The following is a 21,176-nucleotide window of genomic DNA, read 5'->3' on the forward strand; positions in this document are numbered from 1 at the left end:
CGGGGGCGCGCACTCGTAGGGTGGGCCCCATGTTCGCTGTGAGCGCGGTACGCGCCGACAAGGACGACCCGCTGGCCGCTCTGGAGTTGGGGGAGCGGCCCGAACCCGAGACGCCCGAGAGCTGGACCACGGTCCAGGTGCGGGCGGCCTCGCTGAACCACCACGACCTGTGGAGCCTGCGCGGTGTGGGGCTGAGCGCCGACCGGCTGCCGATGATCCTGGGCTGCGACGCCGCCGGGGTGGCCGAGGACGGCAGCGAGGTGATCGTGCACGGCGTCGTCGGCGACCCCGAGGCGGGCGGCGGCGACGAGACGCTCGACCCGCGCCGCTCGCTGCTGTCGGAGCGCTGGCCGGGCACCTTCGCCGAACGGGTCCGGGTGCCGCGCCGCAACCTGGTGCCCAAGCCCGCGGCGCTCACCTTCGAGCAGGCCGCCTGCCTGCCGACGGCCTGGCTCACCGCCTACCGCGTGCTCTTCGACCGGGCCGGGCTGCGGCCGGGCCAGACCGTGCTGGTGCAGGGCGCGGGCGGCGGCGTGGCCACCGCGGCGATCGCGCTCGGCCGGGCGGCCGGGGTGCGAGTGTGGGTGACCAGCCGCAGCGAGGCCAAGCGGGCCGCCGCCCTCGAACTCGGCGCCGACCAGGCCTTCGAGTCAGGGCAGCGGCTGCCCGAGCGGGTGGACGCGGTGCTGGAGAGCGTCGGCCAGGCCACCTGGGCGCACTCCCTGCGCGCCCTGCGCCCCGGCGGCACGATCGTCGTCGTCGGCGCCACCAGCGGCGAGGCTCCCTCCGCCGAGCTGAACCGCGTCTTCTTCCTCCAGCTGTCGGTGGTCGGCTCCACCATGGGCAGCCGCGAGCAGCTGGCCGCCCTGGCCCGCTTCACCGAGGTCTCCGGCGTCCGCCCCGTCATCGACCGCGTCCTGCCGCTGTCGCGCGCCCGCGAGGGCTTCGCCGCGATGGCGGCCGACGAGCTGTTCGGCAAGGTGGTGTTCACGCCGTAGCGAGGGCGACATCCAGGGTGAGGAAAAGCTCCTGCGGCGGTCCGAACTCCTCGATCAAGGCGGCCAGGGCCTCTCTCAGATCGGCCACGGCCGCATCCGGGTCGGAACCCTCGCCGTGTGCGCCGACCGAGTCGACCGCCTCACTCCCGCGGCGGCAGATCGCGGCGGAGGCGGGCGAGGGCGTCGTCCAGGACGGTGCGCAGCCGCGCGGTGGCCGCGTCGGCGGGGCCGGCGGCCTCGCGTGCGGTCTGGCGGGCCTGGGTGACGAACTCGCGGAGGGCGCGTTCGGCCTCGCGGCGGGCGGGGTCGGTGGCGGCGGCGCCGTGGGCCCACAGTTCGCCCCAGGCGGCCATCTCGCCGGCCCAGCCCTCCCAGTCGCGCTGCCACCAGGAGTGGGCGGACCGGCGGTCGCGGCGGCGCCGGCCGCCCGTCCCGGCGGCGGGTTCGTCCTCGGTCGCGCCGCCGGTCCGGTCGTGTTCGGAGCTGCCCGGACCGTCTTCGGCGCCCGGACGGCTCGGACCTCCTAGACCTTCTCCACTGGCCGGGCCTGCCGCCCCACCCGGGGCCGACGCCGGGTCGCCGCCCTCCGCCGCCGGGCCGTGCCCCCGTGCGGACGGCTCGGCGGCGGAGGGGGCGGACTCGCCCGCGCCGTGGTCGCGGGTCTGGCGGCGGATGTCGCCGGCGGCCTGCTTGAGTTCGTCGCGCAGGGTGCGGACCATGTCGCGGACGTCGGACTGGACGGTGCGGGCGGCCTTGTGCACGGAGTCGGTGATCTCGTCCTCCAGTTCGGCGAGTTCGTCCAGGCGGGCGTTGAGTTCGGCGCGGCCGGCGTCGGTGAGGCGGTAGACCTTGCGGCCGCCCACGTCGTCGTGGGCGACCAGGCCCTCGCGCTCCATCCGGGCCAGCCGCGGGTAGATGGTGCCGGCCGAGGGGGCGTAGATGCCCATGAAGCGGTCCTCCAGCAGCCGGATGACCTCGTAGCCGTGCCGGGGGCTCTCGTCGAGCAGCTTGAGGAGGTACAGGCGGAGCCGTCCGTGTCCGAAGATCGTGGCCATCGCGATCACCTGATCCGCTTCGGGGTGAGCGGCGGTTCGCCCGCCGCGCGGCGCAGCAGGGCTATGTCGCCGGAGACGGTGGTCAGGCCGATCGCGGCGGCGGCGTCGGTGCCGCCGATGGTGCCGGTGGACTGGGCCTGGCCGGGGAGGCGGCGCTCGTCCAGGCCGTCGAAGGCGGCGTCGATGCGGCCGGAGGTGGACCTCAGGTCGACGGCGGCGGCCATGCCGTCGGGCACCCGCAGCGCGATGTCGCCGGAGACGGAGGCGAACTTCACCGAGGCGTCGGCGGACGGCTCCACATCGGCGGTGATCCGCCCGGAGGCGGTGCGGGCGGTGAGCTTGTGCACCTCGCCGCCGGCCACCGAGATCTCACCGCTGAGGGTGTGGAAGGAGACGCCGCCCGCCAGGCCCTGGGCGTCGATGTCGCCCGACAGGGAGTTGGCCTTGAGCGGGCCGTGCACGCCGTCCAAGGTGACGCTGCCGGACGCGGTGGTGACCGAGGTCTTGGCCTGGATGCCGGCCACCACCACCGAGGCGCTGGCCACCGTGATGTCGACCGGGCAGTCGGCGGGGACGGCGACGCTCACGGTGGCGCTGCGCCGCTTGAGGCCGAGGAAACCGGCCAGCTGCGGCTGCCTGACCCGTTCGAGCAGGCCGTCCCTGGTGAGGTCGTCGTAGGTGATGGTCAGCATGCCGGCCTGCTGGCTGACCAGCAGCGGCTCACCCGACAGGCGGCTGACCTCCAGGGTGCCGCCGCCCTTGGTGGTGAGCACGTCGACATGGCCGCCGACCAGGCGGATGGTGAGTGTGACGATCCCGTCGAAGTCGAGCGTCTGCGGCTGCTCGATGGTCCAGCGCGGCATGGGAACCCCCGGTCGTGAAGCAGTGCCGCTTTCACGATATGTCGCGTTTCCCGGAAGTCAAGATGTATCGCGTCAGACCCGCCGGAGGCTCAATCCTCGGAGTCGTCGTCCTCGTCGTCCAGCCGGGCCAGCCAGGTGGCCAGCCGGTCGACGGCGGTCTCGAACTCAGGGTTCAGATCGGTGAAGGTCTGCAGCCGGCCTGCCAGCCAGGACAGGGACACCTGCTCGTCCCCGCGCCGCTGCTCCAGCTCCTCGATGCCACGGTCGGTGTAGTACACGTGCCCATTGTGGCCGACCCCGGTCCCGCCTGGGCACACGCCCCGGCCCCGCACGCGCGTGCGCCCGCGCCCCGAAGGCGGGGCACGGGCGCACGTGCGCGCGGTCGGCGGCTCAGCCGCGGGGGAACAGCTCCGCGACCAGCTCGTCCTGCTCGGCGTCGTGCCGCTTCTTGGAGCCCACGGCCGGCGAGGAGCTGGCCGGACGGGAGACGCGGGTGATGCTGCGGCCCAGCTGCTCGGGCAGCGCCAGCGCCACCAGCGGCCACGGCCCCATGTTCGCCGGCTCCTCCTGCACCCAGACCAGCTCGGTGGCCTCGGGGTAGGCCGCCAGCTCCCGGCGGATCTCCTCGACCGGCAGCGGGTACAGCCGCTCCACCCGCAGGATCGCGGTGTCGCCCGAGCCGCGCTCCTCGCGGCCCGCGACGAGGTCGTAGTAGATCTTGCCGGAGGTGAGCACCACCCGGCGGACCGCGCCGCGGTCGTGCTCGGCCGTCTCGGGGATGAGCGGCCTGAAGTGGCCGTCGGTGAACGCGGCGGTCGGCGAGGCCGCGGTCTTGGCCCGCAGCAGGGACTTCGGCGTGAAGACCACCAGCGGCCGCCGCCACTGCGAGTTCACCTGCCAGCGCAGCAGGTGGAAGTAGTTCGCGGCGGTGGTCGGCATCGCGACCGTCATGTTGTTCTGCGCGCACAGCTGGAGGTAGCGCTCGATCCGGGCCGAGGAGTGGTCCGGGCCCTGCCCCTCGAAGCCGTGCGGCAGCAGCAGCACGACGCTGGAGCGCTGGCCCCACTTCTGCTCGCCCGAGCTGATGAACTCGTCCAGGATCGACTGGGCGCCGTTGGCGAAGTCGCCGAACTGCGCCTCCCACGCCACCAGGGCGTCGGGCCGCACCACGGAGTAGCCGTACTCGAAGCCCATCGCCGCGAACTCGCTGAGCAGGGAGTCGTGCACGTAGAACTTGGAGTTGCCCTGGTCGAACTGCTTCAGCGGGGTGAACTCCTGGCCGGTCTTGCGGTCGACCAGCACCGAGTGCCGCTGGCCGAAGGTGCCGCGCCGGGTGTCCTGGCCGACCAGCCGGACGGGGTGGCCGTCGATCAGCAGCGAGCCGAGGGCGAGGGTCTCGCCCATCGCCCAGTCGACGGTGTCCTCCTCGACCATCTGCGCCCGCCGCTGGAGCTGCGGCGCCAGCCTCGGGTGCACCGTGAAGCCCTCGGGGAGGTTCAGCTGGCTGTCGACCACCCGCTTGACCACCTCGGTGGAGATGGCGGTCTCGACGGCCTCGTGGTCGATCTGCTCGACCGCCCCGGCCGCCGGCGCCACCAGCGAACCGGGCTGCACCGGCTGCCTGGCCGCCTCGCGGGTCTCGGTGAAGGCCCGCTCCAGCTGCTCCTGGTAGTCGCGCAGCGCCTGCTCGGCCTCCTCGACGGTGATGTCGCCCCGGCCGATCAGCGCCTCGGTGTACAGCTTCCGGGTGGAGCGCTTGGCGTCGATGATGTCGTACATCAGCGGCTGGGTGAACGAGGGGTTCTCGGCCTCGTTGTGGCCCCGGCGCCGGTAGCACACCAGGTCGATGACGACGTCCTTCTTGAAGCGCTGCCGGTACTCGAAGGCCAGCCGGCCCACGCGCACCACCGCCTCGGGGTCGTCGCCGTTGACGTGGAAGATCGGCGCCTCGATCATCCGCGCGACGTCGGTGGAGTAGAAGCTCGACCGGCTGTGCAGCGGCGAGGTGGTGAAGCCGACCTGGTTGTTCACCACGACGTGCACGGTGCCGCCGGTGCGGTAGCCGCGCAGCTGGGAGAGGTTCAGCGTCTCGGCCACCACGCCCTGGCCCGCGAAGGCGGCGTCGCCGTGGACCAGGATCGGCAGCACGGTGAAGCCCGGCTCGCCCTTGTCCAGCAGGTCCTGCTTGGCGCGGACGATGCCCTCGGCGACCGGGTTCACCGCCTCCAGGTGGCTGGGGTTGGCGGCCAGGGTGGTCTTGATCTCCCGCCCGCTGGGCGCGGTGTACACGCCCTCGGTGCCCAGGTGGTACTTGACGTCTCCCGAGCCGTGCGCGCTGCGGGGGTCGATGTTGCCCTCGAACTCGCCGAAGATCTGCGCGTAGGACTTGCCGCAGATGTTGGCCAGCACGTTCAGCCGGCCGCGGTGGGCCATGCCGATGACGGCCTCGTCGAGCTCGGCGTCGGCGGCGGAGGCGATGACGCTGTCCAGCAGCGGGATCAGCGACTCGCCGCCCTCCAGCGAGAAGCGCTTCTGGCCGACGTACTTGGTCTGCAGGAAGGTCTCGAAGGCCTCGGCGGTGTTCAGCTTGCGCAGGATGTGCAGCTGCTCGTCGCGGCCGGGCTTGTCGTGCGGCGTCTCGATGTGCTTCTGCAGCCAGGCGCGCTCCTGCGGGCTCTGGATGTGCATGTACTCCACGCCGATGGTGCGGCAGTAGGAGTTGCGCAGCAGGCCGAGGATGTCGCGCAGCTTCATGACGGACTTGCCGCCGAAGCCGCCGGTGGGGAACTCGCGTTCGAGGTCCCACAGGGTCAGGCCGTGCTCCAGCACGTCGAGGTCGGGGTGGCGGCGCTGCTTGTACTCCAGCGGGTCGGTGTCGGCCATCAGGTGGCCGCGGACCCGGTAGGCGTGGATCAGCTCGTGCACCCGCGAGCCCTTGTCGACCTCGTCGTGGTGGTCGACGACGGTGATGTCCTGCACCCAGCGCACCGGCTCGTAGGGGATGCGCAGCGACTCGAAGATCTCGTCGTAGAAGCCGTCCTCGCCCAGCAGCAGCTGGTGCACCCGGCGCAGGAAGTCGCCGGACTGGGCGCCCTGGATGATGCGGTGGTCGTAGGTGGAGGTGAGCGTCATGATCTTGCTCACCGCCAGCCGGGACAGGGTCTCCTCGGAGGCGCCCTGGAACTCGGCCGGGTACTCCATCGCGCCGACGCCCACGATCGTGCCCTGGCCCTGCATCAGCCGCGGCACGGAGTGGACGGTGCCGATGGTGCCGGGGTTGGTCAGGCTGATCGTGGTGCCGGAGAAGTCGTCCACGCCCAGGGAGCCGGCGCGCGCCTTGCGCACGACCTCCTCGTAGGCGGTCCAGAACTGGCGGAAGTCGAGGGTGTCGGCCTTCTTGATGTTGGGCACCAGCAGCTGGCGCTGGTCGCCCTTCTTGACGTCGATGGCCAGGCCGAGGTTGACGTGCCTGGGCTGGATCAGGACCGGCTTGCCGTCCTGCTCGCCGAAGGCGTGGTTCATCTCGGGGAGGTCGCGCAGCGCCCGCACCACGGCGAAGCCGATGAGGTGGGTGAAGGAGATCTTGCCGCCGCGCCCCCGGCGCAGGTGGTTGTTGATCACGATCCGGTTGTCGACCAGCAGCTTGGCCGGCACCGCGCGCACGCTGGTGGCGGTCGGCACCTCCAGGCTGGCCGCCATGTTCACGGCGGTGCGGGCGGCGGCGCCGCGCAGCCGCACCACCTCGGGGCCCTCGTCGGCCTCCGGCCGCTTGTCGGCGGCGGGCTTCGCGGCCGGGCGGGGGGCCGGCTTCGGCTCGGCCTTGGGGGGAGCCGGCGCCTTGGCCTGCTCCGCCGCCGCGGGCGCCGTGCGCTCCGGGGCTGTCGGAGGAGCGGCCGCCGCCGTCTCGGCCTTCTGCGCGGCGGCGGCCTCCGGGGCCGTGCCGTTCGCGGTACCCGCCGCACCGGACGAGGCGTCCGGCTTGTAGTCGGCGAAGAAGTTCCACCACGCCTTGTCGACCGAGTTGGGGTCGTCAAGGTACTTCTGGTAGAGCTCGTCCACCAGCCACTCGTTCGGGCCGAAATCTGTCAGGGGTTGAGACGCCTCAGACGACACGGCGGAGATCGCCCTCTTCCGCAGCTCGCTACCAATTCTCCATGTGGAGAACAAGGCTACTCGTTCCGCTGTTCCGTCCGACACGTCAGTGCCGCTCCTGGCCGGTCCGGGCCGCCGGGCGCGCCGCCGCCGGGGCCGCCCGGCGGGCCCGCCGGGACGATCCGGGAGAGTCGCGAAGATTTCGGGGAACCTCGGGAACGCATCCGCGCGGTCCTACGTCGTAAGTGGCGAGACCGGAGCGACCGATGTGGTGAAGCTACAGGGGATTCGCCACGTCAGACGGTCGGAGTGCGGTCGGCGGCATTGAACAGGGGTGCTCAGCCGCCGCTCCGCCGCCGGTCTCGCGGGGGAAAGGTGAAGGGCGGCATTTAGGGACGGGTGCCGCCCTTCACGCACGCTCGGGCAGGTGCGAGCGGTCGGCCGGCTCGGTCCAGTCGATGTAGGGGCCCTTGGGCACCAGCCGGTTCGGGTTGATCTGGTCGTGGGTCTGGAAGTAGTGCCGCTTGATGTGCACGAAGTCGGTGGTGTCGCCGAAGCCGGGCCGCTGGTACAGGTCGCGAGCGTAGGCCCACAGGTTCGGGTAGTCGATCAGCCGCCGCAGGTTGCACTTGAAGTGGGTGTAGTAGACCGCGTCGAAGCGCACCAGGGTGGTGAACAGCCGCACGTCGGCCTCTGTCAGCCGGTCGCCGATCAGGAAGCGCCGCCGGGCCAGGCGGTCCTCCAGGGCGTCGAAGGTGGTGAACAGGGCGTCGAAGGCGTCCTCGTAGGCGGCCTGCGAGGTGGCGAAGCCGGCCTTGTACACCCCGTTGTTGACGGTGTGGTAGACGAGCGCGTTGATGGCGTCGATGTCGCCGCGCAGCTCGGCCGGGTAGAGGTCGGGCGCTCCGGGGCGGTGGTAGCGCCGGAACTCCGTCTCGAACATGATCGTGATGGCCGGGAAGTCGTTGGTGACCACCCGCCCCGAGGAGCGGTCCCAGATCATCGGCACGGTGTAGCGGCCCTGGTACTCGGGGTCGGAGTCGCGGTACAGCTCGCCGAGGAACTGCGCGCCCGACACGGGGTCGCGGCCCTCCGGGTTGAGGGTGAACCGCCAGCCGCGGTCGTCGCGGATGGGGTCGACCACGGTTACCCCGACGACCGCCTCCAGGCCGAGCAGCCTGCGCACGATCAGCGAGCGGTGCGCCCACGGGCAGGCCAGCGAGACGTAGAGCTGGTAGCGGCCGGGCTCGACCGGGTAGCCGCTGGAGCCGTCGGCGGTGATGACGGAGGTGAACCGGTTCGCCTGACGGTGGAACCGGCCCTGCGCGTTCTCGGCCGAGAACTGAGGTGTGCCAGACATCACCCTCCTGCCGGCCCGCCCGCGCCCTCTCCGGCCCGGTGGAGGGGGGCGTCCGGGGCTCGTTATATCTGTACTCCACAACGGCCTGTTCCAACAGGGGGTGATCAGCGGCGCGCGGTACGTGGGCGGTGCGCCGGCCCGCCGGGGAGCGGCCGCCGGCTCAGCCGACCCGGATCGTGCCGGTGCCGCCGGTGAGCGGCAGGTCGAGGAAGGTGCGGATGCCGGCCGGGGCGGCGACCAGGGCCGGGATGGCGTTCACGGCGTGCGCGGCCGCGGCCAGCATGCCGTAGTCCAGCTCCTCGACCTTGGCCATGAACGAGGGGCGCCCCTCGACGCGCACGGTGAAGCCCGGGGTGCCCCAGCGCGACAGCCGGCCGGCGTCGGCCTTGTACACGCACTCCATGCTGATCAGCGGACGGCCGTGCACGATGCCGGTGAACTGCCAGCGCGAGCCGCAGACCGTGCCCTTGGGGATGGGGCCGGCCGCCACGGTGTAGTCCTGGGCCGCCTCCACGACCTCGTCGTCCTCCTCCACGTCGTGCAGCTCGACGCCGAGCGCGCGGGCCAGCAGGTCCAGCGACTCGGTGTAGAGCTGGCGGTGGAAGGCGCGGAACGGGCGGACCGCGGCGGCGTAGGCCTCGGCGTCGCGCGAGAAGCCCATGAGGTCGACCACGATCTGGCGGGAGGGGTGGCCGGCGTAGTCGGAGCAGTCGCGCAGGTAGATGTGGTCGATGCGCATCGACATGGTGCTGAGCGCGAACGGCAGCAGCTGGGTGAGGAAGCCGGGGCTGATCCCGGTGCCGTGCAGCGAGGAGTCGCCGACCCGGCAGGCGTTCTCCAGCCGCGAGACCAGTTCGGGGCCGTAGCTGTAGGGGTGGGTGAAGCCGGTGGTGGTGACGACGTTCTTGCCCGAGGCCAGCAGCCGGCAGATGGTCTTGGTGTCGTGGTCGGGGTCGTCGCCGAAGTAGGCGGCCGGCAGCGGCATGTGGGCGACGCAGTCGGCGGGCAGCGCCAGGATCTCCTCGATGTCGCCGGTGGCGCGGACCCCGACCGGCGCCATGCCCGCGAGTTCGCCCGCGTCGCGGCCGGCCTTGTCCGGCTGGTGGGCGTAGACGCCCACCACCTCGAAGCCGGGGCGGGCCAGCAGGGCCCGCAGAGCGGCGCGGCCGACGGTGCCCGTGGCCCACTGGACGACCCGGATCGTCACCGGACCGCCCCGGCGCCGGGGATCGCGGGCGGCGGGGCCGGGCGGCGCGGAATGGGCCGCAGCGCTTGGGGGGTGCTCCCAGGCATATCGAAATTCCTCCGGTCCCGGAGCGGATTGCGCGGACGGGACATGGCCGGCCGGGCGGCAGTGGTCTGCGTCGGGGTCACGGCGAGGCGCAATGTCGCGGCACGATAGGGCGACTATATCAAGGATTTCTGTTGGGTGAATTCTTTCTACAGTACGCCCCGCGTCATCGGTTTGTTGCGCCGCAATGGGGGCCATTATTCGCTTGTGGCGGCGCCCGGTCCCGATGATCAAGTAATCGTCCGGTGCGCTCGCCGCCGCGGCCGCTCCCGTCCGCGCCGGCCCCCGCGTCCGCATCCGGGCGCCGGGGCGGCGGGCGCCGGCCGCGTCCGGTTGCTAGGGTGCGCTGGCCGCGACGGGGCGCGCGGGCCGCATGGGCCGCGGTGCCGTCCGGGCGGCGAGGAGCGAGCAGCGACGGCGAGGAGGAGTCGAGTCATGGCGGACCTGCACTTCGACGGGCGGGTGGCGGTCGTCACCGGAGCCGGTCAGGGCCTCGGGCGGTCCCACGCACTGGAGTTGGCGGCCCGCGGGGCCAAGGTCGTCGTGAACGACCTCGGCGGCGCGGTGGACGGCACCGGGTCGTCGGACACCCCCGCGCGGCGGGTGGTCGAGGAGATCGCCGCGGCCGGCGGGCAGGCCGTCGTGGACGGCGGCGACGTCTCGACCGAGGAGGGCGCCGAGGGAGTGGTGCGCACGGCGCTGGAGGCGTACGGGCGCGTGGACGTGGTGGTCAACAATGCGGGGATCCTGCGCGACCGGTCCGTCAAGAACATCACCGCGGCCGAGTGGGACGCGGTGCTCGCGGTGCACCTGCGCGGCTCGTTCCTGGTGGCCAGGGCGGCGTTCCCGCACATGCGCGAGAACGGCTACGGGCGCGTCCTCAACACCTCCTCGCCGTCGGGGCTGTTCGGCAACTTCGGGCAGGTCAACTACGCCTCGGCCAAGATGGGACTGATCGGGCTGACCCGCACCCTGGCGATCGAGGGCGCCAAGTACGACATCACCGCCAACGCCATCGCGCCCGTCGCCTACACCCGGATGACCGAGGACCTGTTCCCGCCGGAGATGGCCGGGCGGCTGGGGCCCGAGCGCGTCACCCCGCTCGTCGTCTACCTGGTGCACGAGTCCTGCGCGGCCACCGGCGAGGTGTACACGGTCGGCGGCGGCCGGGTGGCGCGGGTGTTCGTGGCCGAGGGGCCCGGCTACGTCCAGGAGGACGCCACCGCCGAGGACATCAGGGACAACTGGCCGCAGATCAGCGCCGAGCGGCCGTACACGGTGCCGCGCGACATCGGCGAGCAGACCACCGGGCACTTCCAGGCCCTGGACTGAGCCGTGCCGGACCGGTCCGGGACCGGTCCGGCACGCGCCGTCCGGCCGGGTCGGGCCGGGTTTCGGCGAATTCCGCCGCTCTTTCGGCGACATTTGGCCGTTATGCCCTTTTCGGCAGGGTTCTCCGGCCTGGCGCGCCCGCTTATCCGGGCTTCTCGGTCGGAATCGTTCCTGCTAATTCGTCGGCCCCACTCCGGGTCGAGGTGCCGATCTTCATGATCATCCGGCACGGAAATGAAAATGTGTCCGGTTGCATCCGAAACCCGGCATCTCGGCTGTCTCTTATCTACGATGTCGCTACGGAGGTGGGGGAGGGTGAAAGAATTCGGAGAACTGGAAACCGCCATCATGGACGCGCTCTGGGCGGCCGAGCGGCCGCTCGTGGTGCGGGAGGTGCGCGAGCGGATGACCTACAGCCGCGAGGTCGCGTACACCACCGTGATGACGGTGACCAACATCTTGCACCGCAAGGGACTGCTCCGCAGGGAGAAGGCCGGCCGCGCCTGGCGCTACTGGCCGCGGGAGTCCCGCGAGGAGCACACGGCGCGGGTCATGGGGGAGGTGCTGCTGCGCAGCGATGACCCCGGCGCCGCCATGGTGCGCTTCGTCGAGCGGTTCAGTGAGGAGGAGATGGCGCGCCTGCACGAGGTGCTGCAGGAGGTGAGGGCCCGTCGGGGCGTGGCGTCCTGACGGTGCCGGAGCGACGAGTCCGGCGGACCCCGGTCCGCCGGACCCGCGCGGCGCGGGGGTGGCGCGCCGCGGCGAGATTGGGGCGGGACGCTTGGCGGGTACGGAGCGTTCGCAGTGGCGGACGGACTGGTCGTGGGACGCCTATCGCAAGCTGCGCGAACGGCGCGACCACAGAGGCAGGTTGATCGATCCGGCGCGGCCGCCCTCGATGGTCGCGCAGCCGGCGCCCACCGCGGGCCGGCATCCGGCGGCGCCGCAGCGGCGGCCGCCGGAGCGGGCGGAGGGGCCGGCCGCGCCGCTCTGGCCCTGGCTGGCCGCGGCCCGCGGCCACTGCGCCGCCGCGGCGCGCTGGCGGGTGGCCGGAGCGCCGCTGCGCTCGGAGCGCGCGCAGGAGTGAGCCGGCGCGGACTCCGCCGCGACCCGGCCGGCCGCCGCGGCGCGCGGCCGGAGCACTAGCAGTTCTTCACCGCCTCGACACAGGTCGGCGGGGGGCAGCCGCTCGCCTGCTGGAGCAGGGCGTGCAGCGTGGCGCGCTGCTCGCCGTCGAGCCCGGCGAGCACCTCGTCCTCGACCGCGGCGAGCGCGGACTCGGCCTCCGCGAGCCTCGCCCGGCCCGCGTCGGTGAGTTCCACGACGTGCCGGCGGCGGTCCGTGGCCGAGCGGCGCCGTGCGACCAGGTCGTCGGCCTCCAGTTCGTTGAGCAGGCCGACGATGTTCGTGCCGTCCATCTCCAGCGTCTTGGCCAGCGCCTGCTGGCTGCTACCGCCCAGCTCGCGCAGCAGGGTCAGTGCGAGGAGGTGGCGCGGCCGCATGCCCAGAGGGGCCAGCACGGACTCCGACCGCGAGCGGATCCGCCGCGACAAGTGGTCGAGCAGCGCACCGGAGCGGTGCGCGGGCTCGTCGGCGACCGGCGGGGAGACCATGCCCACAGTCTACGTACGGAGCAGTCATCTGTGTGCTATCAATGATTTGTCCTTCATAGACGATCTGCGAATGGTCAAAGAGATGCCCCATCTTCTGCACATCGACTCCAGCATCCAGGGCGAGCGCTCGGTGACCCGCCGGCTCACCGCCCGGGCGGCCGCGGCCTGGCGGGCCGCCCACCCCGGCGGCACCGTCACCTACCGGGACCTCGCGGCCGAGCCGCTGCCGCACCTGGACGCGGCGGGCGGCCTGGCGCGGCTGGTGCCGCCCGACGAGCACACGCCCGAGCAGGCCGAGTCCTTCGAGCTCAGCCAGGTGCTGATCGGCGAGGTGAAGCGGGCCGACACCGTCCTGCTCGGCCTGCCGCTGTACAACTACGGCGCGCCGAGCATCGTCAAGTCCTGGGTCGACCACCTGATCGGGCCCGGCGCCATCGACCCCGGGACCGGGGAGGGCCTGCTCGGCGGCCGCGAGTTCCTGGTCCTCGCGGCGCGCGGCGGCGGCTACGGCGAGGGCGCGCCGCGCGAGGGCTGGGACCACGCCGAACCGTGGCTGCCGCACGGGCTGTCGGCGACGGGACTGGAGCCGCGGTTCATCACGGCCGAGCTGACCCTCGCCAGGTCCACCCCCGCCATGGCGGAGCTGATCCCGCTGGCCGAGGAGAGCCTGGCCGCGGCGGAGCGCGGCATCGACGCGCTCTGGGTGCCGGCGCCCGTCTGAACCCGCGGCGGCAGGGGCCTGCGGCCGGGCGGTGCGGCCCCCAGCCGCCGTCGGCGGAGCACCCGCCCGGCCCGCCGGCTCAGCCCGTGACCAGGGACTTCCTGATCAGGCTCTCCGCGGCGGCCAGCACGGCCTCCTCGGAGGTGCGCGGCCGCCACCCCAGCACCCGGCGGGCCCGGTCGCTGGAGACCTTCCTGGCGTAGCCGAGTTCGGCCGCGACGGGCCGGTACTCCGCGGAGAACACGGCGGCGGTCCGCACCACCGCGCTGGGGATGGACCGGGTCGGCACCCGCTTCGCGGCGGCGCCGAGACGGGTCCTCAGGATGGCGCCGATCTCCTTCAGCGCGATCGCGGGACCGCTGGACACCAGGAAGCGCCGCCCGGCGGCGCCGTCGGCGGTCATGGCCGCGACGTGCGCGCCCGCCACGTCGCGCACGTCGACGATGGGCAGGTACAGGTCCGGGTAGCCCGGCATCCGCCCGGCGAGGAGCCGCTGGACGATGTGGTTCGGGCCGGAGACCCGCTCGCCCAGCACCGGCCCCATCACCGCCACCGGCAGGACGGTGGCGAGTTCCATCGGACCGCCCTCGGCGGCGGCGAAGTCCCAGGCGGCGCGCTCGGCGAGCGTCTTGCTCCTGCCGTAGGCGTCCGTACCGGGTCCGTCGAGGACGGTCCAGTCGTCCTCGGTGAAGGTGCGGCCGGTCCGGGGGTGGCCCCAGCCGACGGCGTGGAACGCGGAGGTCAGCACCACCCGCCTGACGCCGGCGTCGCGGGCGGCGCGCAGCACGCGCAGCGCCCCGTCGCGGGCGGGCGCGATGATCTCGTCCTCGTTGCGGACGTGCCCGGGGCGCACGGGCGAGGCGACGTGCAGCACGTAGTCGCAGCCGCTGACGGCCTCGTCCCAGCCCTCCTCGCCGGTGAGGTCGGCCGCGGCGAAGCTCAGGGCGTCGCCGCGGACCATGCCGGCGTCGGCGAGCACCGCCCGCACCGCGCCCTCGCGCTCCGGCGAGCGCACGGTCGTGCGGACGAGGCAGCCCTGGTCGAGCAGGCGGAGGACGCAGTGCCCGGCGATGAAGCCGGACCCGCCGGTGACGAGAACACGTGTCTGGGCCATGGTCGTTGCCTTCCTCGTTCGGAACCTGGCGGCCGGCGGTCACGGGGACCGGCCGCGGCCGCTGACGATGCTCGAGCCGCCCGCGCGCCGGGCCCAGAGCCCCCGCGACACTGGTAGTGGCAGGGACAGCCGCCGCGCCCGGCCGCCGCCTACGGTTGGGGGCATGACCGACGAGCCGAACCTGCTGGGCGAGTACCTCCGCGCGCGCCGCGAGCTGGTGACGCCCGAGCAGGCGGGCGTCCCGGTGGCGGGGCGGCGGCGGGTGCCGGGCCTGCGGCGCGAGGAGGTCGCGATGCTGGCCGGCATCAGCGCCGAGTACTACCTGCGCCTGGAGCAGGGCCGCGACCGCAACCCGTCCGCGCAGGTCCTCCGCGCCATCGCCCGCGTCCTGCGCCTCGACGACGAGGACTACCTGCTCGGCCTCGTCGCGGACCGGCCCCGCCGCGCCCGGCGGCGGCCCCGGAAGGAGACCGTCCCGCCGAGCACCGCGAGGCTGGTGGCGACGCTCGCGCTCCCCGCCTTCGTCGAGGGCCGCTATCTGGACGTCCTCGCCGCCAACCCGCTCGCGACGGCGCTCTCGCCGCGGCTGGCCCCGGGGGCGAACCGGTTGAGGGACCTCTTCCTCGACCCCGGCGAGCGGGCCTTCTTCCCGGACTGGGAGCGGGCCACCGAGGGGCTGGTCGCCTCGTTCCGGCGGTCCGTGGGCACCGACACCGACGATCCGCGCTTCATCGAACTCGTCGGTGAACTCTCCCTGGCCAGTCCGCGCTTCCGCCGGCTGTGGGCCCGCCATGACGTCGCGACGCGGCCCAGCGCCCCCATGGCCTTCGACCACCCGCAGCTGGGCCGGATCCGGCTGGACCGCGAGAAGCTGCTGATCAACGGGACGGACGGCATCATGCTCGTCATCTACCACCCCGAGCCAGGCAGCGACAGCGCCGACAAGCTGGCCCTTCTCGCCTCGGACCTGCTCACGCCCGCGCCCGCCCGCACCCCGGCCGCAGAGGCGCTGGAACGGCGCGCCGAGCGCTGAACCCCCGCGACGGGGGCGGGCCCGGGCGGAGCGCGCGGACCCGCCCGCCGCGGCCCGGCGGTGCGGCGACGGCGGCGCGCGCCTGGACGCGGGCCGGGCGACCGGTAGGGTGGCGGCCGTGACGCAGCGGTTGGTGAGCCGGATGCGCGGGTTCGGCACCACGATCTTCGCCGAGATGTCGGCACTGGCCGAGCGGACCGGCGCGATCAACCTCGGCCAGGGCTTCCCCGACACCGACGGCCCGCCCGCCCTGCTGGCGCGGGCGGCCGAGGGCATCACCGGCGGCGTGAACCAGTACCCGCCCGGCCCGGGAACGCCCGAACTGCGCCGGGCCGTCGCCGCGGCGCGGCGCGAGCGGTACGGGCTCGACTACGACCCGGCGAGCGAGGTCTACGTCACCGTCGGCGCCACCGCGGGCATCGCCGCCGCGATCCTGGCCATCACCGAGCCGGGCGACGAGATCGTGCTGTTCGAGCCGATGTACGACTCCTACGCCGCCGCCATCGCCATGGCGGGCGGCGTGCGCCGCCCCGTCACGCTGCGGCCGCGCGGCGGCGAGGGCGGGCGCTTCGCCTTCGACCCCGAGGAGCTGCGCGCGGCGGTGGGGCCGCGCACCCGCGCCGTGCTGGTGAACTCCCCGCACAACCCCACCGGCACCGTGCTCACCGCCGCGGAACTGGCGGTGATCGCGCAGCTGTGCCGCGAGCACGACCTGGTCGCGGTCACCGACGAGGTGTACGAGTACCTGACCTACGACGGCGCCGAGCACGTACCGCTGGCGACGCTGCCCGGGATGCGTGAGCGCACCCTGGCGATCTCCTCCACCGGCAAGACCTTCTCGGTGACCGGCTGGAAGACCGGCTGGGTGATGGGCCCGCCCGAGCTGGTCGACGCCGTGCGCACCGTCAACCAGTTCCTCACCTACACCGCCAACCCGGCCCTGCAGTTGGCGGTGGCGGAGGCGCTGGAGACCCAGGAGGACTGGATCGCCCGGCTCGCCACCGGCCTGGCCGCCAAGCGCGACCGCCTCAGCGCCGGCCTGCGCGAGGCCGGGTTCCGCGTCTTCGGCACCCAGGGCACCTACTTCGTGCTCACCGACATCCGGCCGCTCGGCTTCGACGACGGCCTCGCCCTGGCCCACCGGCTCCCCGAGCTGTGCGGGGTGGTCGGCGTGCCCGCGCAGGTCTTCTACGACGATGCCGAGGAGGGGCGCCCGTACCTGCGCTTCGCCTTCTGCAAGCGCGACGAGGTCATCGACGACGCCGTGGCCCGGCTGGCGCGCTTGCGGAGCTGACGGCGCTTCCGGCTCCCGCGTTAGCGCCGCGGGGTGCGGAGGTGGATGCGTTCGCCCTGCCGGCCGAAGAGGCTGAGCACCTCGACGCCGCCGCGACCGGCGGCGCCGGACCAGTGCGGGGTCCGGCAGTCGAACTCGGCCGCCTCGCCGGCCCCCATCACGAAGTCCTGGTCGCCCAGCCGCACCCGGAGCCGGCCGCGCAGCACGTACAGCCACTCGTGGCCGGGGTGGGTCCGCAACGTCCCGGAATCGGCAACGAAGGTTGTGGAAATCGACCGAAGTCGGCGGGTCCGCGTTCTCGCGGCCGCCCCGCACGAGCGGGCGCGGGCTCCTGCCGCCGGCGGGCTCCCCGGCCCGACCCGGCCGGGCTCAGCCCTCCGCTACGACCGTGATCACGACGTTGCCGGTCTTGGTGCCGGTCTCGACGTAGCGGTAGGCGTCGGGGATCCGGTCCAGCGGGTAGCGGCGGTCGATGAGCGGCTTGAAGGCGCCTGATCCGAGCAGGTCCGCGAAGTGCCGCACCATCTCCTGGTCCTGCCTCGGGACGGGGAACCTCACCGTGCGGCCGCGCAACAGCGGGGTGACGAGCGACAGCAGCAGGTTCTGCGCCCCTGGGCCCGGCTCCGAGGACAGGTAGGCGCCGCCGGGCTTGAGGAGGCGCTTGCAGCGGGCGAAGGTGCTCTTGCCGACGGCGTCGAAGACCGCGTCGTAGCGCCGCTCGTCCGCGGTGAAGTCCTGGGCCGTGTAGTCGACGACGCGGTCCGCGCCGAGGCCCTTCACCAGGTCGAGGTGGGCGGTGGCGCAGACGGCGGTGACCGCCGCTCCGCGGTGCTTGAGCAGCTGCACCGCCGCCGAGCCGATGGCGCCGGTGGCGCCGTGGACCAGGACGTCCTGGCCGGCCCGGACGCCGGCCGTCCGGATGAAGGCGAGTGCGTAGTGCGCGCCCTCGGTCGCGCACGCGGCCGCCTCGAAGGACGCGTCCGGCGGCATCGGCGCGATGGCGCCGTCCTGCGGCACCGCCAGGTACTCGGCGTGGGCTCCGAAGGCGCCCTCGTTGTAGCCGAACACGCGGTCGCCGACCGCGAAGGCGGTGACGCCGCCGCCGACCGCCGCGACCACGCCCGCGTACTCGGTGCCGAGCACGGGGCGCCGCGGCCGGAGCAGGCCGGTGAGCGCGCGCATGAAGAAGGGCTTGGCCGCGCGGTAGGCGCAGTCGGTGCGGTTGACGGTCGTCGCGTGCACCCGCACGAGGACGTCGTGGTCGCCGGCCGAGGGCGTCTCCACCTCGGCGAGCCGGACCACCGACGGCGACCCGTACCGGTCGTGCACCGCTGCCTTCATGGCCGAAGACTATGGGCGGCGGCCGCCGCGCCGCCCGGATCGTCCCGAATCGTGACACGGTTCGGCGTCCTCGCGGGGCGGCCGGACGGCGGCCGCGGCTCAGCCGCGCGCGCGGAGGTAGGCGTCCAGTTCGGCGGCCCCGGCCAGCATCGCGCGTGCGCGGGCCGACAGCCGGCCGTGCCAGTCGCGCAGGGTGCCTTCCAGCGGCGCCAGTCCGCCGGCCGCCCGCACCCGGTCGATCAGCGGGGCGATCTGCTCCAGCAGGTAGCCGCCCCGCCTGAGCTGGTGGACCAGCCGGGCGTCCCGCACACCGGCCTCGTCGTAGACGCGGTAGCCGGTCCGCGGGTCGCGGCCCGGGCGCAGCAGTCCTGCGCGCTCCCATTTGCGCAGCGTGGCCGGCCGGATGCCGAGCCTGGCCGCCAGCGGCCCGATGAAGGCGCCGCCGGGGCCGGCCGCCGCGGCCGGTCCGGAGTCCGCGCCGGCCTCCAGGTCGCGCAGGGCGCCTTCCACCGCCTGGAGGGTGCGGCGGTCGTCCAGGAGTTGGGCGTGGCCGCCGTCGATGAGGCGGAAGGCCTCTTCGAGCGCGCCCCGGTTCACGGCCCGCATGATCGCGGCCGCCGTCTGATGGCCGTGGCCGGGCACCAGGGCGAGGAAGGCGCTCAGCGCCCGCGCGTGCAGCGGGGTGTAGGCGCGGTAGCCGTGGGGGGTGCGGTCGGCGGCCGGGAGGATGCCGGCCGCCTCGTAGTTCCTGACCGCCTGCGCGGACAGGCCGTGCCCACGGGCCAGGTCGACCGGCCTGAGCCGACCGATGCTTTTAAGCTTCTGCGCCATGATCCTGCCGGTATCGCGGAAAGGATTCAACCGTAGGTTCAACGATACCGTTGAAGGCATGGTCACCGGCATCGAGGACACCGCCCACCCCGTCGACTCCTCCTCCGTCATGGCGCTGCTCCCGGGCCGGCCGCGGCTGCTCGCCCTGGGCGAGCCCACCCACGGGGAGGACCTGCTGCTCGACATCCGCAACGGCCTCTTCCGGCAGCTGGTCGAGCGGGAGGGCTACCGGACGATCGCGATCGAGAGCGACTGCCTCAGGGGCCTGGCCGTGGACGACCACCTCGCCTCCGGCGCGGGCACCCTCGACGAGGCCATGGAGCACGGGTTCAGCCACGGCTTCGGCGCCTGCGCCGCCAACCGCGAGCTGGTGCGCTGGATGCGCGCCTACAACGACGGCCGGCCCGCCTCCGAGCGGCTGCGCTTCGCCGGCTTCGACGGCCCGCTGGAGATCACCGGCGCCGCGAGCCCCCGGCAGGCCCTCACCGCACTCCATGGCCACCTCGCCGAGAACGTGGGCGCGGAGCTGCTGCCCTGCACCGCGGCGGCGCTCGACCGCCTGCTCGGCGCCGACGACCGGTGGACCGACCCCGCCGCGATGACGGACCCGTCCCGGTCCGCGGGCCGGTCGGCCGAGGCGCGCCGGCTGCGGCTGCTCGCCGACGAACTCGTCGCGCTGCTCGACGCGCAGGCGCCGCGGCTGATCGCGGCGTCCTCGCGGGACGAGTGGGACCGGGCGCGCCTGTACGGGCGCACCGCCGTCGGCCTGCTCCGCTACCACCACTGGATGGCCGACACCTCGCCGGCCCGCATGGCGCGGCTGCTGGGCGTGCGGGACCAGATGATGGCGGACAACCTCCTCGCCCTCGCCGAGCGGGCCCCGACCCTGGCCTTCGCCCACAACGCCCACCTCCAGCGGGACGAGAGCTCGATGCGCATGTGGGACCTGCCGCCGGTGCAGTGGTGGAGCGCCGGCGCGATCGCGGAGGCCCGGATGGGCGGGCAGGGGTACGCCTTCCTGGCCACCGCCGTGGGCACCATCCGGCACCGGGGCGTCGGCACCCCGCCCCCGGACAGCCTCGAAGGGCTCCTGTACGCGCTCCCCGGTGAGCGCCGCGTCGTGGACGCCCGCCGGCTCGCCGCCGCCTTCGGCGAGGCGCCGCCCGAGCCCCGCCGGTCCCCGTACCACGGCTACGCCCCACTGGACCCGGCGCAGCTGGCCCGGATGGACGCGATGGTCTTCGTCAAGGACCTCCCCGGGGAGTAGCCGCCCGCGGCGGGCGGCGCGGACTGTGGAAAACTCGGGCGAAAGGCCGAAGGCGCACCGGAGCGGCGCCCGGGTCCGGGGATGGAGGCGACGCGGCGGTGACGACGACGGCCGGCGGTACGGCGGGCGGGATGCCCGAGGAGCTGCTGCGGGTGGCGCGGGCCGCACGCGGCTTCCTGCCCGAGGACGAGGCGCTGGCGCTGCACGCCGCCGCCGCGGCGGCCGCCGGGGCCGGGCCGATCGTGGAGATCGGCGGCTACTGCGGCAAGTCCTCGGTCTACCTCGGGGCGGCGGCCCGCGCGGCCGGGGGCGTCGTGGTCTCCGTCGACCACCACCGGGGCTCCGAGGAGCACCAGCCCGGCTGGGAGTACCACGACCCGAGCCTGGTCGACCCAGCGACCGGACGGCTCGACACCCTGGGCGCCTTCCGCGCCACCATCACCGCGGCCGGCCTGGAGGACTCCGTGATCGCCGTCGTCGGCCGCTCCGCCGACGTGGCCCGGCTGTGGCGGGTGCCGATCGGGCTGCTGTTCATCGACGGCGGCCACACCGACGAGGCCGCCCGGGCCGACTACGAGGGCTGGGCCCACCACGTCGCCCCGGGCGGCACCCTCGCCATCCACGACGTCTTCCCCGACCCGGCCGACGGCGGCCAGGCGCCGTACCGCGTCTACCGCCGCGCACTCGACTCCGGCGCCTTCGCCGAGACCGCCGTCCACGGCTCGCTGCGGCTGCTCCGCCGCACCGGACCGGACGCCTGAGCCGGGCGCGCCCCTCCGGCACCGCCGCCGCGCGGAGCCCGGTCCGGACCTTGGCGACAAGCAGAACGGGAACCGTCCGGGCGTGTCATTGACACGATTTTGGGACGAACCACGCCGCTCGACGGGCTGGAATCCGGACGGGAAAGGCGGTGCGGACAGGTAGGGTCATCTAACGCGGGCCTTGACGCGTCCAACTGGTGAAGATGGTGT

19 protein-coding genes and 1 pseudogene are annotated in these 21,176 nt (G+C 73.7%); 9 read left to right on the forward strand and 11 right to left on the reverse strand.

Going from position 1 to position 21,176, the window contains the following annotated elements:
* The first annotated feature begins 29 nt into the window (after window positions 1-29).
* Window positions 30-998 (forward strand): zinc-binding dehydrogenase, encoded by a 969-nt coding sequence (locus CLV72_RS03280; RefSeq protein WP_106238887.1) that lies wholly within the window; start codon window positions 30-32, stop codon window positions 996-998.
* 140 nt (window positions 999-1,138) lie between these two features.
* On the opposite strand, the gene CLV72_RS03285 is transcribed toward CLV72_RS03280, so the two are convergent.
* The 6 genes from CLV72_RS03285 to CLV72_RS03310 all read right to left on the reverse strand — a co-directional run bounded on the left by CLV72_RS03285 (window position 1,139) and on the right by CLV72_RS03310 (window position 9,575).
* A complete protein-coding gene (locus tag CLV72_RS03285; protein WP_106241209.1) occupies window positions 1,139-2,053 on the reverse strand; it encodes a helix-turn-helix transcriptional regulator in 915 nt (304 codons plus the stop codon).
* A 5-nt stretch (window positions 2,054-2,058) separates the two neighbouring features.
* On the reverse strand, window positions 2,059-2,916 hold the full coding sequence (locus CLV72_RS03290; protein WP_106238891.1) for a DUF4097 family beta strand repeat-containing protein: 858 nt from the start codon (window positions 2,914-2,916) through the stop codon (window positions 2,059-2,061).
* Between the two features lie 89 nt (window positions 2,917-3,005).
* On the reverse strand, window positions 3,006-3,194 hold the full coding sequence (locus tag CLV72_RS03295; protein ID WP_106238896.1) for a DUF6104 family protein: 189 nt from the start codon (window positions 3,192-3,194) through the stop codon (window positions 3,006-3,008).
* A gap of 112 nt (window positions 3,195-3,306) precedes the next feature.
* Window positions 3,307-7,029: a multifunctional oxoglutarate decarboxylase/oxoglutarate dehydrogenase thiamine pyrophosphate-binding subunit/dihydrolipoyllysine-residue succinyltransferase subunit gene (locus tag CLV72_RS03300; RefSeq protein WP_106238900.1), complete on the reverse strand. Its 3,723-nt coding sequence runs from the start codon at window positions 7,027-7,029 to the stop codon at window positions 3,307-3,309.
* Between the two features lie 388 nt (window positions 7,030-7,417).
* Complete coding sequence (locus CLV72_RS03305; RefSeq protein WP_106238903.1) at window positions 7,418-8,368, reverse strand: glutathione S-transferase family protein; 951 nt, start codon at window positions 8,366-8,368, stop codon at window positions 7,418-7,420.
* A gap of 160 nt (window positions 8,369-8,528) precedes the next feature.
* Window positions 8,529-9,575, reverse strand: coding sequence for an NAD(P)H-dependent amine dehydrogenase family protein (locus CLV72_RS03310; RefSeq protein WP_245929836.1), 1,047 nt, complete (start codon window positions 9,573-9,575; stop codon window positions 8,529-8,531).
* 519 nt (window positions 9,576-10,094) lie between these two features.
* On the opposite strand from CLV72_RS03310, the gene CLV72_RS03315 reads away from it, so the two are divergent.
* The 3 genes from CLV72_RS03315 (at window position 10,095) to CLV72_RS31660 (ending at window position 12,078) form a co-directional block, all read left to right on the forward strand.
* On the forward strand, window positions 10,095-10,991 hold the full coding sequence (locus CLV72_RS03315) for an SDR family oxidoreductase (RefSeq protein ID WP_106238912.1): 897 nt from the start codon (window positions 10,095-10,097) through the stop codon (window positions 10,989-10,991).
* A 315-nt stretch (window positions 10,992-11,306) separates the two neighbouring features.
* Window positions 11,307-11,681, forward strand: coding sequence for a BlaI/MecI/CopY family transcriptional regulator (locus CLV72_RS03320; RefSeq protein WP_211302674.1), 375 nt, complete (start codon window positions 11,307-11,309; stop codon window positions 11,679-11,681).
* Window positions 11,682-11,862: 181 nt separating this feature from the next.
* Entirely contained in the window at window positions 11,863-12,078 is a 216-nt protein-coding gene (locus tag CLV72_RS31660) for a hypothetical protein (RefSeq protein WP_146159324.1), read from the forward strand.
* 55 nt (window positions 12,079-12,133) lie between these two features.
* Here the strand turns inward: CLV72_RS31660 and CLV72_RS03330 are convergent, their stop codons facing one another.
* Complete coding sequence (locus CLV72_RS03330; RefSeq protein WP_106241212.1) at window positions 12,134-12,604, reverse strand: MarR family winged helix-turn-helix transcriptional regulator; 471 nt, start codon at window positions 12,602-12,604, stop codon at window positions 12,134-12,136.
* An 82-nt stretch (window positions 12,605-12,686) separates the two neighbouring features.
* Here CLV72_RS03330 and CLV72_RS03335 point away from each other — a divergent pair, with 82 nt between their 5' ends.
* Window positions 12,687-13,325, forward strand: coding sequence for an FMN-dependent NADH-azoreductase (locus CLV72_RS03335; protein WP_106241215.1), 639 nt, complete (start codon window positions 12,687-12,689; stop codon window positions 13,323-13,325).
* 79 nt (window positions 13,326-13,404) lie between these two features.
* On the opposite strand, the gene CLV72_RS03340 is transcribed toward CLV72_RS03335, so the two are convergent.
* On the reverse strand, window positions 13,405-14,439 hold the full coding sequence (locus CLV72_RS03340) for an SDR family oxidoreductase (RefSeq protein ID WP_106238925.1): 1,035 nt from the start codon (window positions 14,437-14,439) through the stop codon (window positions 13,405-13,407).
* Between the two features lie 163 nt (window positions 14,440-14,602).
* On the opposite strand from CLV72_RS03340, the gene CLV72_RS03345 reads away from it, so the two are divergent.
* Both CLV72_RS03345 and CLV72_RS03350 read left to right on the forward strand, forming a co-directional pair.
* The gene (locus CLV72_RS03345; protein WP_106238928.1) at window positions 14,603-15,472 is read left to right on the forward strand and encodes a helix-turn-helix domain-containing protein; all 870 of its coding nucleotides are present in this window, start codon (window positions 14,603-14,605) and stop codon (window positions 15,470-15,472) included.
* A 142-nt stretch (window positions 15,473-15,614) separates the two neighbouring features.
* Window positions 15,615-16,766 (forward strand): pyridoxal phosphate-dependent aminotransferase, encoded by a 1,152-nt coding sequence (locus CLV72_RS03350; protein ID WP_245929918.1) that lies wholly within the window; start codon window positions 15,615-15,617, stop codon window positions 16,764-16,766.
* Window positions 16,767-16,786: 20 nt separating this feature from the next.
* On the opposite strand, the pseudogene CLV72_RS03355 reads toward CLV72_RS03350, so the two are convergent.
* From CLV72_RS03355 to CLV72_RS03365, 3 genes and pseudogenes are all read right to left on the reverse strand, one after another.
* Window positions 16,787-17,002: pseudogene (locus CLV72_RS03355) on the reverse strand (cupin domain-containing protein); the annotation flags it as partial.
* Between the two features lie 133 nt (window positions 17,003-17,135).
* Entirely contained in the window at window positions 17,136-18,107 is a 972-nt protein-coding gene (locus CLV72_RS03360) for an NAD(P)-dependent alcohol dehydrogenase (protein ID WP_211302675.1), read from the reverse strand.
* Between the two features lie 99 nt (window positions 18,108-18,206).
* Complete coding sequence (locus tag CLV72_RS03365; protein WP_106238935.1) at window positions 18,207-18,938, reverse strand: TioE family transcriptional regulator; 732 nt, start codon at window positions 18,936-18,938, stop codon at window positions 18,207-18,209.
* Between the two features lie 58 nt (window positions 18,939-18,996).
* On the opposite strand from CLV72_RS03365, the gene CLV72_RS03370 reads away from it, so the two are divergent.
* Window positions 18,997-20,205: an erythromycin esterase family protein gene (locus CLV72_RS03370; RefSeq protein WP_106238939.1), complete on the forward strand. Its 1,209-nt coding sequence runs from the start codon at window positions 18,997-18,999 to the stop codon at window positions 20,203-20,205.
* A 131-nt stretch (window positions 20,206-20,336) separates the two neighbouring features.
* A complete protein-coding gene (locus CLV72_RS03375; protein WP_106238943.1) occupies window positions 20,337-20,966 on the forward strand; it encodes a class I SAM-dependent methyltransferase in 630 nt (209 codons plus the stop codon).
* The last annotated feature ends 210 nt before the right edge of the window (window positions 20,967-21,176 follow it).

It is taken from the genome of Allonocardiopsis opalescens, from assembly GCF_003002095.1.
GTDB classification, from domain to species: domain Bacteria; phylum Actinomycetota; class Actinomycetes; order Streptosporangiales; family Streptosporangiaceae; genus Allonocardiopsis; species Allonocardiopsis opalescens.

What these genes read in the sequence shown, in the direction of transcription:
- CLV72_RS03280 (WP_106238887.1), top strand. Translation starts at nt 30, where the DNA reads ATGTTCGCTGTGAGCGCGGTACGCGCCGACAAGGACGACCCGCTGGCC.
- CLV72_RS03285 (WP_106241209.1), bottom strand. Translation starts at nt 2,053, where the DNA reads ATGGCCACGATCTTCGGACACGGACGGCTCCGCCTGTACCTCCTCAAG.
- CLV72_RS03370 (WP_106238939.1), top strand. Translation starts at nt 18,997, where the DNA reads ATGGTCACCGGCATCGAGGACACCGCCCACCCCGTCGACTCCTCCTCC.
- CLV72_RS03290 (WP_106238891.1), bottom strand. Translation starts at nt 2,916, where the DNA reads ATGCCGCGCTGGACCATCGAGCAGCCGCAGACGCTCGACTTCGACGGG.
- CLV72_RS03375 (WP_106238943.1), top strand. Translation starts at nt 20,337, where the DNA reads ATGCCCGAGGAGCTGCTGCGGGTGGCGCGGGCCGCACGCGGCTTCCTG.
- CLV72_RS03365 (WP_106238935.1), bottom strand. Translation starts at nt 18,938, where the DNA reads ATGGCGCAGAAGCTTAAAAGCATCGGTCGGCTCAGGCCGGTCGACCTG.
- CLV72_RS03335 (WP_106241215.1), top strand. Translation starts at nt 12,687, where the DNA reads ATGCCCCATCTTCTGCACATCGACTCCAGCATCCAGGGCGAGCGCTCG.
- CLV72_RS03360 (WP_211302675.1), bottom strand. Translation starts at nt 18,107, where the DNA reads ATGAAGGCAGCGGTGCACGACCGGTACGGGTCGCCGTCGGTGGTCCGG.
- CLV72_RS03340 (WP_106238925.1), bottom strand. Translation starts at nt 14,439, where the DNA reads ATGGCCCAGACACGTGTTCTCGTCACCGGCGGGTCCGGCTTCATCGCC.
- CLV72_RS03345 (WP_106238928.1), top strand. Translation starts at nt 14,603, where the DNA reads ATGACCGACGAGCCGAACCTGCTGGGCGAGTACCTCCGCGCGCGCCGC.
- CLV72_RS03305 (WP_106238903.1), bottom strand. Translation starts at nt 8,368, where the DNA reads ATGTCTGGCACACCTCAGTTCTCGGCCGAGAACGCGCAGGGCCGGTTC.
- CLV72_RS03330 (WP_106241212.1), bottom strand. Translation starts at nt 12,604, where the DNA reads ATGGTCTCCCCGCCGGTCGCCGACGAGCCCGCGCACCGCTCCGGTGCG.
- CLV72_RS03315 (WP_106238912.1), top strand. Translation starts at nt 10,095, where the DNA reads ATGGCGGACCTGCACTTCGACGGGCGGGTGGCGGTCGTCACCGGAGCC.
- CLV72_RS03350 (WP_245929918.1), top strand. Translation starts at nt 15,615, where the DNA reads ATGCGCGGGTTCGGCACCACGATCTTCGCCGAGATGTCGGCACTGGCC.